Source organism: Streptomyces sp. L-9-10, from assembly GCF_004151105.1.
GTDB lineage: Bacteria > Actinomycetota > Actinomycetes > Streptomycetales > Streptomycetaceae > Streptomyces.
Genome location: NZ_PHRF01000165.1, coordinates 41,616 through 56,784 on the forward strand (window position 1 = coordinate 41,616; position 15,169 = coordinate 56,784).

Here is a 15,169-nt window from a genome sequence, read left to right on the forward strand (position 1 = left end):
TATGGGGGGCGGGAAGGGTACGGAAGGCGGAAGGCGGAAGGCGGGGGCCCCGGACAGGGACGGAGCCGGGGCCCCCGGGTCTGGGTCAGCGGCCCGCGGGCCGCCGGCTCACCGGCACTGCCTTTGGCTCACCTGCACTTGCGTCCGCCGTTGATGCAGTTCACGACCTTCTTCATCAGGTTGTCGTCGAAGACGTTGATGAAGTCGCCGTGGTCGGTGACGGGCTTGTGCAGCTGCTCCGGGAAGGAGTCCACGGCGAAGCCGGGCCCCGGCGGTACGTCGTACACCACACGCTGCTGGAGCTGCGGGATCGCCTTGAAGCCGTTCTGGCAGCGGCCGTTCTGATCGGCGAAGGCCACATGGGTGCGGTGGTTGGCGCTGTCGGCGTTCTGGCCGTCCCAGCAGCTCTGGAACTTGAAGCTGCGGACCACCTGGCTGCCCTCGGGGCAGATCGGGTACTTGTCCTTGAGCTGGCGGTCCTCGAATCCGGTGCAGCTCCATGAGGCATTCGCGTTGGCATCACCGTTGGTGAACGCCTTGGCGTCACCTGTGATGATCCGCAGGAACCGCGGCATGGCGGTGACCTTGGACTTCGGGCTGCCGGCGAAGGTCAGGGTCACCTGGGAAGGCGTCTGGATCTCGCCGACATTTCCTTCCTTGCCGCCGCCGTCCGCATTGGCGTCGGCTTCGTCCTGACCATTCTGGAGACGCAGCACCGGCCAGTAATAGGTGGACTTGTCGCCCTGATTACGGCAGCTGGTCTCACCGGCCGCGAGAGAGTCGTCGGTCGCGAACGCGTCATTGGCCTGGTTGCCGACATAGTCGTGCATGTGGTGAGCACCATTGCTCACACCTGGGGCGACGATGACATTGTCCGAATTGAACTTTCCGGCCTCGTTGACCCCGCAATTGGTGCTGAAGGTGCCCTTCGAGCCGCCGCGCGCGGTTCTGGCCTTTTTGACATTCGGCTGGACGGTGGTGATGTCGACGAAGTCGGAGGCCTCGGGGCCGTTGCCGGCCTGGCCGCCACCGTTCTGACCGCCGCCGTCCTGGCCGCCGTCCTGGCCGCCGTCCTGGCCACCGTTCTGCCCGTCGCCCTGACCATCGCCTTGGCCGCCGTCCTGGCCGCCGTTCTGCCCTTGGTCCTGGCCGTCGCCCTGGCCGCCGTTCTGGCCCTGCTGACCGCCGTTCTGGCCCTGGCCGTCCTGAGCGCGCAGGGTGCAGGGCGCGAGACCCTCCAGTCCCTGAGGCCGTTCCGCCACCCTGCCGATCGAGAGGGCGATCCGCTCAAGGGTGGCCGCCCGCTTGTCCTTCAGCGGATTGAGAATGGCATTGTCGGCGAATCCCGGATCGCGCTGGATCTGGGCCTTCTCATCGGCGAACCGTTTGTACGCCTCGGTGATCTGGCTGTCGATGAGGGCAAGATTCCGGTCGACCTCGGGACGCGCCGCATCCGGCACATTCGTCAGCTGATCCTGGGTCGCCACATCAGGGCAGTCGATGGTGGACATCCACTGTCCGGCGTTCTGGGTCCGTGGGGCGGACCGGTGGGAATCGCCCTCACCCGCGGATGCGTAGACATTGACCGCTACCAGCCCACCCCCGCCCAGGAGCAAGGCGGCCGAGGCGACGATCGCCCGGTTCGCCAGTGTGGAGCGTTTTCTCGATGTGCGTGGCATGGAACTCCTCAAGCTTCGTCGCCGGTTACGGGAAAGCGCGGCAGGGGAGAATCGAAGCGCTCCGTTCCATACGGACCTCGCTCAAGGGGTGTTCAGCCGCCGGGGGAATTCATAGAAATCTCCAGCGCCAAACCGGGCGGATGCCCTCCAATCACCTGCCGTGGTCCAGATAGGCGAGAACCGCCAGTACCCGGCGGTTGTCGTCGTCCGACACCGGCAGATCCAGCTTGGCGAAGATGTTCGAGGTGTGCTTGGCCACCGCCCGCTCCGTGACGACGAGTTGGGCGGCGATGGCGGCGTTCGACCGGCCCTGCGCCACCAGCTCCATCACCTCGCGCTCGCGCGGAGTCAGCCCGCCGATCGGCTTGTCCCGCGCCCGCCGGGAGAGCAGCTGCGAGATCACCTGGGGATCCATCGCCGTACCCCCCGCCGCGACCCGGCGTACCGCGTCGATGAACTGGTCCGCGTCGAAGACCCGGTCCTTCAGGAGATAGCCGATGCCGCCGTTGCCGTCCGCCAGCAGCTCGCGCGCGTACAACTGCTCGACGTGCTGGGACAGTACGAGGACCGGCAGACCGGGCCTGGCGCGCCGCGCCGCGAGCGCGCACTGCAGCCCCTCGTCCGTGTGGGACGGCGGAAGCCGGACGTCGACCACGGCGACATCCGGCTCCAGCTCCGCCAGGGCCCTGGTCAGTTCGGGCCCGCTCTCCACCGCCGCCAGGATCTCGAAGCCGAATGCCTCCAGCATCCGTACCAGACCGTCGCGCAGCAGGAAGAGGTCTTCGGCTAGGACAACTCGCAAGGGATCTCCATGGTGACCATGGTGGGACCGCCCGCTGGGCTGCTGACGGCCAGGACGCCGTCGAATGTACCGAGTCGGCGTTCGAGCCCGCTCAGCCCCGAGCCGGTTCCGATCACCGCGCCCCCGCCGCCGTTGTCCGTGACGGCGACCTTCAGCATCCCCCTGGCGTGCGAGACGTCGACCCACACCCGGTCGGCGCCCGCGTGCTTGATCACATTGGTCAGTGCCTCGCTCACCGCGAAGTACGCGGCCGACTCGACCGGGGCGGCGACCCGGCCCGTCAGCTCCACCCGCACCTCGGTCTCCACCGGCAGCCGCAGCGCCAGCGCCTTCACCGCGTCCCCGAGACCGCGCTCGGCCAGTACGGGCGGATGGATGCCCCGTACGAGATCGCGCAGTTCGGTGAGCGCCTCGGCGGAGGACTGCCGGGCCTGGCCGAGCAGCACCTTGGCCCTGGCCGGGTCCTTCTCGATGAGCGCCTCGACGGTGCCCAGATCCATGCCCATGGCGACCAGCCTGGCCTGCGCGCCGTCGTGCAGATCGCGCTCGATACGGCGGAGTTCGGCGGCGGAGGTGTCCACCGCGTCGTGCCGGGACTCGGTGAGCCGCTCGATCCGCAGCGCCATCTCCTGGTCCGCCGTGGGCGCGAGGAGCGTCTTGGCCAGCAGGAAGTGGCCGCGCAGCAGATCCGCGTTGTAGCGCAGCCCGAGTCCGAACAGGACCGCGCCGAGGGCCGCCGCGGCGAGACCGGTCGCCTGGCTGCTGACCGGGACGAACGCGTACCAGTACCGGTCGTTCTCGAACACCCGCCACAGGCCCGCGGCGAGTACGAACCCCTCCACCGCGTAGAGGAGCAGGGCGCAGGACAGCAGGGCGGTGAAGAAGCCCGCCGTCATGTCGACCATCAGCCACTGGAGATCGCGCCAGGTGGCCGGGTCCTTCAGCATCAGGGAGCAGCGCTCCACCCGGCCGGTGACGCCGGTGCGCGCATCCGCGGGGAAGGGCCGGTACGGGACGGGGACACGTACGCCCGACCACCGCGCGGCCAGCAGCCGGCGCTGATTGGCATGCGCCCTGACCAGCGTCAGTACCCAGGGGGTGGTGAAGACCCCGAAGCCCAGCAGGATGAAGGCGAGGGAGAGCACCGTCAGCACGAAGAGTGTGATCGATCCGGCCAGCGAGACGACCGACAGCATCAGTCCCCGCCCGGCCGACACCAGCGGGCCCGGCCTCTTCGTCATGCTGTCCATGGCGTTCTTCTCCCCTTCGCGGCCCGGACGGCCCGACGGCCCTCCGGCGGCCCGACCCCCGGACCTGGCATCAGTCTGACCGGCGCGGTCAGGTGGCGGCAGCCGGTCGGCCCCCTGTCCGGGGTGGTGCTGGATACACCCCGGGCCGGCCCGCGCGGGCATTGCGGCATTGTCAGTGGCACCTGGCACGATCGGTGCGACGGGGTGTGCGGAATGTGGATCGACCGATGTGGAACGACCGCGGTGGAACGACCGAAATTGAACAGCCAGGGGGCAGACCATGGGCACGTGGGACACCGGCCATTTTGACAACGACGCAGCGGTGGACTTCTCGGCCGACCTGGACGAAGTGACCGTCGAGCAGCGGACGGAGATCGTGCGGGCGGCGCTGCTGCGCGCGATCGGTACGGGTGAGGGGGACGGAGCAGCGGGACCGTCGGACAGTGGGGACGGCGGGGACGGCGGCGATGGCGCGGGCGGTCCGCTGGACGGCGATGTGGGGGCGGCGGCCGTCGCCGCGGCGGCGCTGGTCGCGGCGCAGTGCCCCGGCGGGCCGCCCGCGGAGTCGGTGTACGGCCCCGAGGAGCCGTTGCCCCGGCTTCCCGGGGAACTGAGAGCGCTGGCGCTCCTGGCCCTGGACCGGGTGGGCGTGGCCGGGTCCGAGGTGCGCGATCGCTGGGTCAGGGCGGACGGCGAGGACGGCGCGTGGCACCACGGGATAGCCGAGCTGCGGCGGGCGCTGACCGCGGCGACAGAGGGGCGGGCGGGGGCGGTCCAGGGCGTGCCGCGACAGTAGCGCCGCCCGCCCGCGGGGCGTCGCGGGCCGGGCGGGTCTTCCCGTAACACGCCCTGCGGGACAGCCCTTAGCTGTCGCCCTGCGGGGAGAGGACCGTGGCCTCCAGCTCCGGTGCCAGCCCGACCTGCGGGCGGTCCGGGCGCTGGGGGGCCCGGCCGCCGATCGAGCCGAGCCAGGACCAGGTGTCCGCGACCGTCTCGGCCACCGGGCGGCAGCGCAGGCCCGTGGCAAGCGCCTTGGAGACGTCACTGCCGTGCATGGTGTCGTGCATCTCGCCCGGCGGGATCCAGACCGGCAGATCGGTCCAGGGCTCGATCCCCGCCGCGAGGATCGTCCCGGGGTCCGTCCAGCGCAGTTCGGCGTCGGATCCGGTGACGCGCAGACAGGCGTCGAGCAACTCGCCCATGCTCGCGTGCCCGGCGGGACTCACCAGGTTGAACGGGCCGCCCAGGCCGTCCCGTACGGCGTCCAGGGTCCATTCGGCGAGGTCACGCGCGTCGATGTACTGCAAGGGGTTGTCGCGCGGCCCCGGCGCGAGTACGGGGCCGCCCCGGGCGATCCGCCCCAGCCACCACGGGAGCCGGCCGATGTTCTCCCCGGGCCCGAGGATCAGCCCGGCACGGACCAGCAGGGCGCGGTCGCCGAAGACCGCCTCGGCGGCCAGCTCGCCGCCCCGCTTGTCCTGCGGGTACGCGGTCCGCCCGGCCGCCGCGGAGGCGCCCTCCACCAGGGGACCGTCCTCCGTGAGTCCGGCCGGGGCGGGGCTCGCGTACACAGACCGGCTGGAGACGTACGCGTACCGCCCGACGCGGTCCGCCAGCAGCCGGGCCGAGGAGAGCACCGCCGACGGCGCGGCCGACCAGGTGTCGACGACCGCGTCCCAGGTGCCGGCTCCGTCCGAGAGGGCCGCGAGACCGCCGGGCGCGGTGCGATCGCCGCGCAGGGTGGTCACACCGGCGGGCGCCTCGTGATGGCCGCGGTGGAAGACGGTCACCCGCCAATCACGGGCGAGCGCCGCCTCCGTGACCGCGCGGCCGACGAATTCCGTACCACCCAGGATCAGGAGTCTCATGGCACCGACTGTGCCCGCGCGCCCGCTTCCGGGCCAGCGGAATTCGCTGCCAGAAGAATCGTGGAGCCCCTGGACCTGCCGTACACACCCGTGAGGATGGCAGCATGTGCGCACCATGACAGACGCCGGATCACCGATACGCGCCCTGAGGGCCGCCGCGTTCGCCGCGGTATGCGTGACTCTGGCGGCGGTGGGGCATTCGTTCACATCCGGGCATGAGATCCCGCTCGGCGCGCTGTGGACGGCGTTCGGGGTGACCGCGGGCGCGGCCTGGCTCGCGGGCGGCCGGCGGCGCGGGTTCCGCTCGATCGGGGCCGGGCTGCTCACCGTCCAGGGCGGACTGCATCTGATCTTCGCCGGAGCGCTGCCGTTCGGCGGGTACGGGTCCGGGGCCGGTTCCGGGTCACCGGGGCACACCCCTCATGGCACCGGCGGCACCACCGGTACGGGCATGGGCACCGGCACAAGCAGCGGCATGGGTATGGGCGTCGGCTCGGGCGCGGGAACGGGCGCGAGCATGGGGGAGGACTCCGGGACGGGCGTCCTCCCCCTCGACACCGCCGTCCCCTTCGGCCTGGACGGTCCAGTGGGAATGCTCGCCGCCCATCTCCTCGCCGCGGCCGTCTGCGCGCTCTGGCTGGCCCGGGGCGAAGCCGCGCTCTTCCGGCTCGCGACCGCCCTCGGCGCCCTGGGCTTCTCCCCGCTCCGGCTGCTGCTGACCGCGGCCCGGCCGCCCGTCGCGCCCCGGCGATCGGGGGCGGTACGACCCGCCGCCGACGCTCCCGCGGCGCACCGCTTCCGGGGCGTCGTTCTCGCGCACACCCTGTCGCGGCGGGGACCGCCCGCGCCCCGTGGCTCTCGCGCCACGGCCCCGGCTACGGCCCTCGTCATCACTGTCCGACCTTAGGCAGGCAGGGCGGGCCCGGGGTCCGCTTCCCCATGCCCACGCCAACACCTAGGACAGTCATGGCCATTGACGACCCCGTACAGGGGCCCGAGACCGACGACAGACCGACCACCCCCGCCGGTGAAGCGCCGGAGATCGCGACAAGCACGGACACCAGCACCGGCACCAGCAGCGGCACCAGCAGCGGCACCAGCAGCGGCGCCACCACCAGCAGCGGCGCCTCCTCCGTCTGGAGTGCCCTGCGCCCCCTCGTCCTGCGGCTCCACTTCTACGCGGGCCTGCTCATCGCCCCACTGCTGCTGATCGCCGCCACCACCGGCTTCCTCTACGCGCTCTCCTACCAGGCGGAGAAGGTCGTCTACCGGCACGAGCTGCGGGTGCCGGTCGGCGACCGCACCCTCCCGCTCTCCGAACAGCTCGAAGCCGCCCGCGCCGCCCGCCCGGACGGCACGGTCACCTCCGTACGCCTGCCGTCCGAGGACGGCGCGACCACCCGCGTCCTGATGAGCACGCCCGACGCCGAGGAGAGCAAGTCCCTCGCCGTCTTCGTCGATCCGTACACCGCGGAGGTACGGGGAGAGCTGACCAGCTACGGCAGTTCGGGCGCTCTTCCGCTGCGCACCTGGATATCCGAGCTGCACCGCCATCTGCTGCTCGGCGAGCCGGGTCGCGTCTACAGCGAACTCGCCGCCAGCTGGCTGTGGGTGGTCGCCCTCGGCGGCGTACTGCTCTGGCTCGCCCGCACACGCACCTCGAAGCGCGCGCTGCTCACCCCCGAGCGCGGGGCCACCGGCCGGCGCAGAACGCTCTCCCTGCACGGTTCCCTCGGGCTGTGGGCCGCGACCGGGCTGGTGCTGCTCTCCGCCACCGGGCTGACCTGGTCGGCGTACGCGGGCGAGAACATCGGCTCGGTCAAGGACCAGCTGGGCGGTGGCACTCCCGTCGTCTCCGCCGCGCTCGAAGGGGGCACCGGCGGCGCGGGCGGCGGCCACGAGGGGCACGAGTCCATGCCGGGGATGGAGAACATGCCCGGTATGGAGGGCATGGCCGGCGGGGACATCGGTGTCGATCTGGTGGTCGTCGCCGCCCGTCAGGCCGGGCTCGACGGACCGGTCTCGGTGACCCTGCCGACGGAGGGCACCGGCTATGTGGTCGCGCAGACCGACACCCAGTTCCCCGTGCGGCTCGACTCGGTCGCCATCGATCCCGCCACCGGCGTCCTCATGGACGAACTGCGCTTCGCCGACTATCCGTTGCTCGCCCAGCTCACCCGCTTCGGTATCGACGCCCACATGGGCCTCTTCCTCGGTGTCACCAACCAGCTGGCCCTCGCGGCGCTCGCCCTCTCGCTGATCCTCATCATCTGCTGGGGCTACCGGATGTGGTGGCTGCGCAGACCCACCAAGGAGCGGAAGCTGAGCGCGGGCAGGGCGATACCGCGCGGTGCCTGGCGCAAGGTGCCGATGACCGTGCTGCTGCCGCTCGCGGCGGCCGTGGCACTGGTCGGCTGGTTCCTGCCGCTGCTGGGCATCAGCCTGCTGGCCTTCCTCGTCCTGGACGCCCTGCTCGCCGTGCGGGCCCGCGTCCGCGCCCGTACGGCTCGTACGGCCGGTACGGCTCGTACCTGACGGGATCGCGGGGGAGCCCTGCCGACCCGGCCAGGGTTCCCCCGCGACCCGCCCGGCCCTTGTCAGGGCGTGTACTTGTACCCGACGCGCCGTACCGTCTGGATGCTGTGGCGGTGGGCCGCCCCCAGCTTGCGGCGCAGCCGCGCCACATGGACGTCGACGGTGCGTCCGTCGCCCACATGCCCGTAGCCCCAGACCGTGGTCACCAACTGGTCGCGGGTGTGCACCCGGTGGGGATGGGCCACCAGATGCGCGAGCAGCTCGAATTCGAGATAGGTGAGGTCCATCTGCTCGCCGTCCACGACGGCGGTCCGCCGGACGCTGTCGATCGAGACGGGGCCGCCGCCGGCGGCCCGGGACCCGGGCCCGGTGCCGTCGGTGCCCGCGCCGGGGCCGCCGGCGCCGACTCCGGCGGTCTCCGTGGTGGCGAGGTAGGGCGCCGAGGCCGCCGCCAGCACCGCCGCGTGCTGATCGGCCGGTACGAGGACGAGATAGCCGACCATCGGCGGCTGTCCCGGCAGCGAGGGCAGGGTGTGCTGCGGCGCGGGCAGCCAGGTCGCGCCGGGCGGCAGGAAGTCCACGACCTGTCCGGCCGTGACGCCTGCCGGGAGGGCCGGGTGCGCCGGGAGAGCGGGCCGGGTCACCGGCGCGGTCTCGTCGCGGTCGACGGCTCGGAGCCGGTGCCGGCCCGGCGCGGCCTGCTTCTGGTTCAGTGCGGCCGCGGTCGCGGTGGCAGTCGCCGACGCGGACGCGGAGGAGAAGGGGCGGGGATTCGCCATGGGAGGTCAGCTCTTTCGCGCGGAGGATTCGTCGAATCGACAGGACGGACGGGATGTACGTCATGCGCGGCAGCCGAAGGCCGGAAAGAAGGCTTTAGAGGGCCGACGCGTTCCTCGCGCGGCAACACACCCGGTCGAAGTCGTGATGCTGCCGGGACGGCCAGAACGGCTCAAGGTCGGAGCGACCTGTCGCGGGGTGCTGGAAGCTGGCCATGTCCCCATTGAAGCAGAAAGCGGACGGGCGCAGCAGGTCCCTTTCGGCTGTCGATACGGCGCGGGCCCGTGACAGCCGACACAGTGGCGGGTCGCGGGCGCGCGACGGCCGGCTCACGGACAGGGCAGGGGCGCGTGCGTCACAGCGCGGGCGACAGGGCGCAGGCGCGGGTGACACGGCGCGGGCGCGGGCGACAGGGCGCAGGCGCGGGTGACACGGCGCGGGCGTGGGTGACAGGGCGCGTGTATGGGCGACACGGCGCGGGCGTGGGTGACAGGGCGCGTGTATGGGCGACACGGCGCAGGCGCGTGGCCGGGGGCGCGTGACCGGTCGACACCGTGCGCCGTGGCCGGGCGGACGCGACGAGGGGGCGACCGCCGGGTGGCGGCCGCCCCCTCGCGGAGTGCGGTGAGCTGAGTACGTACGGGCCGACGGGTCAGACCTGGCCGGCCTTCTCCAGCGCGGAGCAGCAGGTGTCGACGATCAGCCGCGTCACCACGTACGGGTCGACGTTGGCGTTCGGGCGGCGGTCCTCGATGTACCCCTTGCCCTCCTGCTCGACCTGCCACGGGATACGGACCGAGGCGCCGCGGTCGGAGACGCCGTAGCTGTACTCGTTCCAGGGGGCGGTCTCGTGCAGACCGGTCAGCCGGTCGTCGATGCCCGCGCCGTAGTTCTTGACGTGGTCGAGCGGCTTCGAGCCCTCGCCGAGCGACTCGCACGCGGTGATGATCGCGTCGTACCCCTCGCGCATCGCCTTGGTCGAGAAGTTGGTGTGCGCGCCCGCGCCGTTCCAGTCGCCCTTCACCGGCTTCGGGTCGAGCGTCGCGGACACGTCGAAGTCCTCGGCGGTGCGGTAGAGCAGCCAGCGGGCGATCCACAGCTGGTCCGCCACCTCCAGCGGCGCCAGCGGGCCGACCTGGAACTCCCACTGTCCGGGCATGACCTCGGCGTTGATGCCGGAGATGCCCAGACCCGCCTTGAGGCAGTTGTCGAGGTGCGCCTCGACGATGTCACGGCCGAAGATCTCGTCCGAGCCGACACCGCAGTAGTAGCCGCCCTGAGCGGCCGGGAAGCCGCCCTCGGGGAAGCCCAGCGGACGGGCGCCCTTGAAGAAGGTGTACTCCTGCTCGATGCCGAAGATCGGCTCCTGGCCCGCGAACCGCTCCGCGACCTCGGTCAGCGCCGCACGGGTGTTGGACTCGTGCGGCGTCATGTCGATGTTCAGGACCTCGCACATGACGAGGACGTCGTCGCCGCCCCGGATCGGGTCGGGGCAGGAGAAGACCGGCTTGAGCACCCGGTCGGAGGCGTGACCCTCGGCCTGGTTGGTGCTCGACCCGTCGAAGCCCCAGACGGGCAGCTCCGCGCCATCGTTGAGGATCTTCGTCTTCGAGCGCAGCTTGGCGGTCGGCTCGGTGCCGTCGATCCAGATGTACTCAGCCTTGAAGGTCACGGGCCTCATCCTTTGCGGGTGCAGCAGGTATGCCCCGAAGCTTCGCAATCCGCGATTTCCCGGCTGTTGCCCTTCTGTGAACCACGCGTTACTCAGGTTTCCTGTGTTTCATCTCCGCTGTTTCAGTTCCTTCGTTTCAGCAGCGCGCCGAATCCGGCGGCGTGAATCCTGCGCACCAGTTCGGCGGAGGTGGTGCCCAGCACCTCGGCGGTTCGGTCCAGTCGCCAGTCGTGGGCCGCCAGCCGGCTCAGCAGATGCCCGCGTCTGATCTGCGCGTCCGACAGCCGGAACGTCTTGAGATACGCCGTACGGCCCTTGTGGTCACTGATGAGTTCACCGATGTGCTGCTCCGTCTCCGGCTGCCCGGCGCCGGGCCGGTGGAACGGCGGCAGGAAGCGGTGCAGTTCGTACGGGCCCATGCGGTACACCCGCTCGAAGGAGTAGGACGTGGTGAGGAGTTCACGGGCGAGCAGCGTCTCGTGCGCCTCGCTCCACGCCCGCTCCTGCGCCCGCGCCGCCGCCCGCAGATCGGCGAGCGTCTCCAGCCACCTGCCGTCGCGGACGCGCGCCTCGAACTCCGGCACCGGGCCGCCGAAGAACGCGTACTGGTGCACCAGTTCCCCGTACATGTCCTGCAAGAGGGTCGGGTGCAGAAGGCGGTAGTCCTCGGGGTGCGGTACGACGAAGGCGGCGGCGAGCGAATCCGCCGTGTACACCATCACCCCGCACTGCCCGGGATGGATCTCGAAGACGCGCAGCGCGTCCGCGAGCCCCCGGACGGTCAGGCCGAGATAGGCGTCCTCGGCGCGTGGCGACAGCCCCTGCCGTACCGCCTGCCGGGACCACTCGTCCCAGGCGATGGACGGCCCGCCGAAGTGCAGCGCGAGATAGCCCTCCATCGCCAGATGGAGCGGGAGGAACCGGCAGCGGGTGGCCGAGGCGCTCTTCCCGGCGCCGCTCTTCCGGCCCTTCGCGCGTTTCACCATCCGGTGGTGACGGTGTACGGGCACGGTCTCGGGGCGGAAGTCTTCCCGGATGCCGCCGTTCTCCCCTGCCCCGCCGTTCCGGGGGTCGAGCTGGGTGCCGTACGCGGCTTCCCGGCCGCCGTCGCCCGACCAGTCGGCGACGATTCCGTGCGGGATGTACGAGACATAACGGGTGCGCGGATCCACCTGGACCTCGCCGAAGGCGCCGTAGATCTCGGGGTGCAGCCGCAGACCGGGCATCGGCTCCTCGCGCACCAGGGGTACGAGACGGATGCCGCCCCAGACCTGGGCGGGGCGCGTGGTCAGGCCGGTGAGATCGAGCCGGGTCATCGTGATCGCCCCTCCGGCGCGGTCTCGTCCATCTTGTCCACCTCGTCCGTCGGCCCCGCTCCGGTCGCCCCCGTCGCGACCGTCTCACTCATCTCACTCGTCTCACTCATCTCACCGGGGAAGCGGCAGAACAGATCGTCGTCCACGAACCGCCGTACGCGCCCGTCCAGATACGCCCGCAGCTCGGCCAGTCCGGTGCGGCCCTCCGCGAACTGCGCGATCTCCACCAGCGCCGGCAGATCCTCGGCGTCCCGTATCCCCGCCGTCGGGACGCTCGCGGCCAGCCGGCGTACGTCAAATCCGTCCGCGTCGTATACAGGGTTCAGATGAACCACACTCGTCCTCCCCTCCAGGTCGAGCCGGGTACGCCAGACCCGGAGCACCTCGCCCGCCAGACCCGGAGGCGCGTTGTCCCAGCCGTCCGAGACGATGACGAGCCGGTCGGGCGCATGATCGAGCGCGTCGATGATCCGGGTGCCGAGCGGCGTCGGTCCGTAGGGGCGCACCAGAAGCGGATCGGTGCCTCCCGAGGTCCAGAGCGCGGCGTACGCCCCCGGCGCAGCCAGCGCCTCCAGCAGAAAGTGGCAGGCCAGAGCCGTCCCGAGCGGACGGCGGCGCTTCTCGCCCGAGCCGGAGGAGGAGTAGCTGTCGTCCAGTACGGCGGCGACGCGCCCCCAGGTATGGCGGTGCGGCCCGGCCACGCGCAGCGCCGCCGTACGCAGTGCGCGCGTCAGCTCGGCCCGGCGGGCGACCCGCTCGTCCCGCGTCAGTGACAGGACGTAGAGCGCGAGCCGGGTCAGCGGCATGACGGTCAGATCGGTCCGGCGTACGGTCTTCGCGGCGCGCTCCGTCCGCAGCCGCTCCAGCCGGGTCATCCGGTGCCGGATCCGTTCCAGGAACGCGTCGCGGGCGATGCCGTGCTTCGCCGCGAACCCCTCGGCCACGGTGAACGGCAGCTCGTAGAGCGCGCCCTGCTCGAAGTGGGCGCGGCGGTACGCGTCGAGAAGAGGGTGGTCGTACCGGTCGCGGCGGCCGGGTGAGAAGAGGAAGTCACCTATCTCGTCCGAAGGACGCCCGGGTGCCCGAAGCCCGGGTGCCGGGCGGCCGGGTGCCGGGCGGCCGAGTGCAGGGCGGCCGAGCGGCAGCCGGCCGAGCGGCAGATGGAAGTGGCGCGCCACCGAGGTGAGAGCGCCCCGGTACTTCACCGCGTCGTGTCCCAGATCCGGCCGGGCCGTCAGCCAGTCACGCAGGATCGCGCGCGTACGGCGGTTGCCGACTCCGGCGGCCCGCAGGCCGCGGAACAGCCGGTACACGCGCTGCGGCGTCAGCCGCGTCAGCCGCGCGGCGATCAGCCGCCCCTCCGCACGCTTCTCCTCCGCGCTCGCCTCGCCCGGTGTCCGCAGCAGCTGCTCGATGATCAGGGCGGCGTTGTGGTCGTTGATGTCGAGCGCGAGCGCGGCGGCGTACACCGGGCGGTAGTTGACGCGTACGTACTCGTGCAGAAAACCGAGCGAGAGCCGTTGCGTGTGAGCGTCGGAACGGAACTCACGCTGTCCGGTCGCCGTGACGGCCGCGTTCACGAAGAGCAGTACGTCCTCGGCCGCGATCAGATCGGCGAAGGTCTCCGCCATGGTTGTCCCCCCGGGGATGGATGCCGGCCGGGGAATGGAGGCGCGAACAGCGAAATCACTGCTTCAGAGGCATGTCCCGGAAGTCGCACCGGAGGCCCGCGGCCGGCCTGTGCAACGTAACACCGGCCCCTGCCCGCCCGGCCACCGGTTTTCGACACCGCCCGCGAAGAACCGGCCGCGACAACCGCCGTCGACGAACCACCCTCGACGAACCACCCTCGACCAACCGGCCTGGACGAACCGGCGACCCGCCTTCGACGAAACGGGGCCCGGCTCGCGCGTACCGACACGGCACACTGGCCGTCATGAGCAAGCTACGCATCGGACTCCTCGGCACCGGCCCCTGGGCGGAGCGCACCCACGCCCCCGCACTCGCCGCCCATCCCGGACTCGAACTCAGCGGCGTCTGGGGGCGGCGCCCCGAGGCCGCCGCGGCTCTCGCCGCCGCCCACGACACCACGGCCCACTCGGGCGAGGTCGGCCTCGACGCGCTCTTCGCCGAGAGCGACGCCGTCGCGTTCGCCCTGCCGCCCGACATCCAGGCACCGCTCGCGGCGCGCGCCGCCGCGGCGGGCTGCCATCTCCTTCTGGACAAACCGGTCGCGACGACCGTGGCGGGCGCCCGCGAGGTGGCGGACGCGGTGGCGGCCACCGGGGTCGCGTCCGTCGTCTTCTGCACGCTGCGTTTCGCGGCGGGCACCGTGGGCTGGCTCGGCGAACAGAGCGCGAAGGGCGGCTGGTTCACCGCCCACGCGTACTGGCTCGGCGCCCTCTACTCGTCGGGCGAGACCAGCCCGTACGCCGCCTCCCCCTGGCGCCGCGAGAAGGGCGGCCTCTGGGACGTCGGGCCGCACGCGCTGTCCGTGCTGATCCCGGTGCTCGGCGAGGTGACCGAGGTGACGGCGGTACGCACCGAGCCGGACCTCACCCACCTGGTGCTGCGGCATGTGTCCGGGGCGGCCAGCTCGGTGGCGGTGAGCCTGAGCGCGCCGAAGGCGGGCGCGGGTACGGGGATCGAGCTCCGGGGCCGGCACGGCACGGCGACGCTGCCGGAGAAGTGGGGTGACCCGGTCACCTCGTTCGGGGCGGCGGCCGACGCACTGCTGGAGTCGGTCCGTACGGGCCGGCCGCACGCCTGCGACGTACGGTTCGGGCTCCGGCTGACGGAGATCCTGGCGGAGGCGGAGCGGCAGCTGAACGTCTAGGGCTTGTCCTCGCGGCCCCGCCGTGGCCCCGGCGGGCCGGTGCGGACCGGCCGGCCGATTCCCCGCTCAAATAGCCTCTGGCCAGGGGCGATTGTCAGTGGGGGGCGGTAAAATGGAGGTAGTTCGTGAGGGAACAACCACCGCGCCGGGAGGTCGCCGATGGCCGTTGCCACCATGCCGACGAAATCCTTCGAGAGTCAGCCAGCCCTCAAGCGCAAGCCACTGCCCGCGGGTCAGCCCCGTGAGTGGTACGAGACCCATAACCGCCGGCTCAAGGCCATGCGCCTCGCCATCGCCCTGCTCGACTCGGGCGTGTACCACCCGGCGAACGCGAACAACGGCAGGATACGGAGGACGGCGGCCCGGATCGGGATCCACCCGCCGTCGGACACCACCTGCCGCATGGTGCGAGCCCTGATCGATTAGAGCCTGTC

Annotated in this window: 13 protein-coding genes; 5 read left to right on the forward strand and 8 right to left on the reverse strand. The window is 71.6% G+C overall.

The window, feature by feature from the left end:
- Positions 1 to 128: 128 nt before the first annotated feature.
- The 3 genes from CU044_RS36180 to CU044_RS36190 all read right to left on the reverse strand — a co-directional run bounded on the left by CU044_RS36180 (position 129) and on the right by CU044_RS36190 (position 3,731).
- The gene (locus CU044_RS36180; RefSeq protein ID WP_129773038.1) at positions 129 to 1,679 is read right to left on the reverse strand and encodes a DUF1996 domain-containing protein; all 1,551 of its coding nucleotides are present in this window, start codon (positions 1,677 to 1,679) and stop codon (positions 129 to 131) included.
- Positions 1,680 to 1,830: 151 nt separating this feature from the next.
- A complete protein-coding gene (locus CU044_RS36185) occupies positions 1,831 to 2,481 on the reverse strand; it encodes a response regulator transcription factor (protein WP_129773040.1) in 651 nt (216 codons plus the stop codon).
- The gene (locus CU044_RS36190; protein ID WP_129773042.1) at positions 2,466 to 3,731 is read right to left on the reverse strand and encodes a sensor histidine kinase; all 1,266 of its coding nucleotides are present in this window, start codon (positions 3,729 to 3,731) and stop codon (positions 2,466 to 2,468) included. Before CU044_RS36190 ends, CU044_RS36185 begins: the two co-directional genes overlap by 16 nt.
- Positions 3,732 to 4,011: 280 nt before the next feature.
- Between CU044_RS36190 and CU044_RS36195 the strand changes: the two genes are divergently transcribed.
- The gene (locus CU044_RS36195) at positions 4,012 to 4,527 is read left to right on the forward strand and encodes a DUF4259 domain-containing protein (RefSeq protein WP_129773044.1); all 516 of its coding nucleotides are present in this window, start codon (positions 4,012 to 4,014) and stop codon (positions 4,525 to 4,527) included.
- 67 nt (positions 4,528 to 4,594) lie between these two features.
- Here CU044_RS36195 and CU044_RS36200 read toward each other — a convergent pair whose 3' ends face one another.
- Positions 4,595 to 5,599, reverse strand: coding sequence for an NAD-dependent epimerase/dehydratase family protein (locus CU044_RS36200; protein WP_129773046.1), 1,005 nt, complete (start codon positions 5,597 to 5,599; stop codon positions 4,595 to 4,597).
- A 115-nt stretch (positions 5,600 to 5,714) separates the two neighbouring features.
- On the opposite strand from CU044_RS36200, the gene CU044_RS36205 reads away from it, so the two are divergent.
- Positions 5,715 to 6,506 carry a hypothetical protein gene (locus CU044_RS36205; protein WP_240046048.1) on the forward strand — a complete coding sequence of 264 codons (792 nt, stop codon included), beginning with the start codon at positions 5,715 to 5,717 and terminating at the stop codon, positions 6,504 to 6,506.
- A 59-nt stretch (positions 6,507 to 6,565) separates the two neighbouring features.
- Positions 6,566 to 8,134: a PepSY domain-containing protein gene (locus CU044_RS36210; RefSeq protein WP_129773048.1), complete on the forward strand. Its 1,569-nt coding sequence runs from the start codon at positions 6,566 to 6,568 to the stop codon at positions 8,132 to 8,134.
- A 62-nt stretch (positions 8,135 to 8,196) separates the two neighbouring features.
- Here the strand turns inward: CU044_RS36210 and CU044_RS36215 are convergent, their stop codons facing one another.
- The 4 genes from CU044_RS36215 to CU044_RS36230 all read right to left on the reverse strand — a co-directional run bounded on the left by CU044_RS36215 (position 8,197) and on the right by CU044_RS36230 (position 13,530).
- On the reverse strand, positions 8,197 to 8,913 hold the full coding sequence (locus CU044_RS36215) for a winged helix-turn-helix domain-containing protein (RefSeq protein WP_129773050.1): 717 nt from the start codon (positions 8,911 to 8,913) through the stop codon (positions 8,197 to 8,199).
- Between the two features lie 650 nt (positions 8,914 to 9,563).
- Entirely contained in the window at positions 9,564 to 10,583 is a 1,020-nt protein-coding gene (gene glnII / locus CU044_RS36220; RefSeq protein ID WP_129773052.1) for a glutamine synthetase, read from the reverse strand.
- A 122-nt stretch (positions 10,584 to 10,705) separates the two neighbouring features.
- Complete coding sequence (locus tag CU044_RS36225; protein WP_129773054.1) at positions 10,706 to 11,899, reverse strand: hypothetical protein; 1,194 nt, start codon at positions 11,897 to 11,899, stop codon at positions 10,706 to 10,708.
- Entirely contained in the window at positions 11,896 to 13,530 is a 1,635-nt protein-coding gene (locus CU044_RS36230) for a hypothetical protein (RefSeq protein ID WP_240046045.1), read from the reverse strand. The genes CU044_RS36225 and CU044_RS36230 overlap by 4 nt, the downstream gene beginning before the upstream one ends.
- 305 nt (positions 13,531 to 13,835) lie before the next feature.
- Here CU044_RS36230 and CU044_RS36235 point away from each other — a divergent pair, with 305 nt between their 5' ends.
- Entirely contained in the window at positions 13,836 to 14,735 is a 900-nt protein-coding gene (locus CU044_RS36235; protein ID WP_129773056.1) for a Gfo/Idh/MocA family oxidoreductase, read from the forward strand.
- A 159-nt stretch (positions 14,736 to 14,894) separates the two neighbouring features.
- Positions 14,895 to 15,161, forward strand: coding sequence for a hypothetical protein (locus tag CU044_RS36240; RefSeq protein WP_129773057.1), 267 nt, complete (start codon positions 14,895 to 14,897; stop codon positions 15,159 to 15,161).
- The last annotated feature ends 8 nt before the right edge of the window (positions 15,162 to 15,169 follow it).

Excerpts from the sequence above, each read along its gene's own strand:
- CU044_RS36190 (WP_129773042.1), bottom strand. The coding sequence starts at position 3,731 with ATGGACAGCATGACGAAGAGGCCGGGCCCGCTGGTGTCGGCCGGGCGG.
- CU044_RS36215 (WP_129773050.1), bottom strand. The coding sequence starts at position 8,913 with ATGGCGAATCCCCGCCCCTTCTCCTCCGCGTCCGCGTCGGCGACTGCC.
- CU044_RS36200 (WP_129773046.1), bottom strand. The coding sequence starts at position 5,599 with ATGAGACTCCTGATCCTGGGTGGTACGGAATTCGTCGGCCGCGCGGTC.
- CU044_RS36180 (WP_129773038.1), bottom strand. The coding sequence starts at position 1,679 with ATGCCACGCACATCGAGAAAACGCTCCACACTGGCGAACCGGGCGATC.
- CU044_RS36210 (WP_129773048.1), top strand. The coding sequence starts at position 6,566 with ATGGCCATTGACGACCCCGTACAGGGGCCCGAGACCGACGACAGACCG.
- CU044_RS36195 (WP_129773044.1), top strand. The coding sequence starts at position 4,012 with ATGGGCACGTGGGACACCGGCCATTTTGACAACGACGCAGCGGTGGAC.
- CU044_RS36230 (WP_240046045.1), bottom strand. The coding sequence starts at position 13,530 with ATGGCGGAGACCTTCGCCGATCTGATCGCGGCCGAGGACGTACTGCTC.
- CU044_RS36235 (WP_129773056.1), top strand. The coding sequence starts at position 13,836 with ATGAGCAAGCTACGCATCGGACTCCTCGGCACCGGCCCCTGGGCGGAG.
- CU044_RS36240 (WP_129773057.1), top strand. The coding sequence starts at position 14,895 with ATGGCCGTTGCCACCATGCCGACGAAATCCTTCGAGAGTCAGCCAGCC.
- CU044_RS36225 (WP_129773054.1), bottom strand. The coding sequence starts at position 11,899 with ATGACCCGGCTCGATCTCACCGGCCTGACCACGCGCCCCGCCCAGGTC.
- CU044_RS36205 (WP_240046048.1), top strand. The coding sequence starts at position 5,715 with ATGACAGACGCCGGATCACCGATACGCGCCCTGAGGGCCGCCGCGTTC.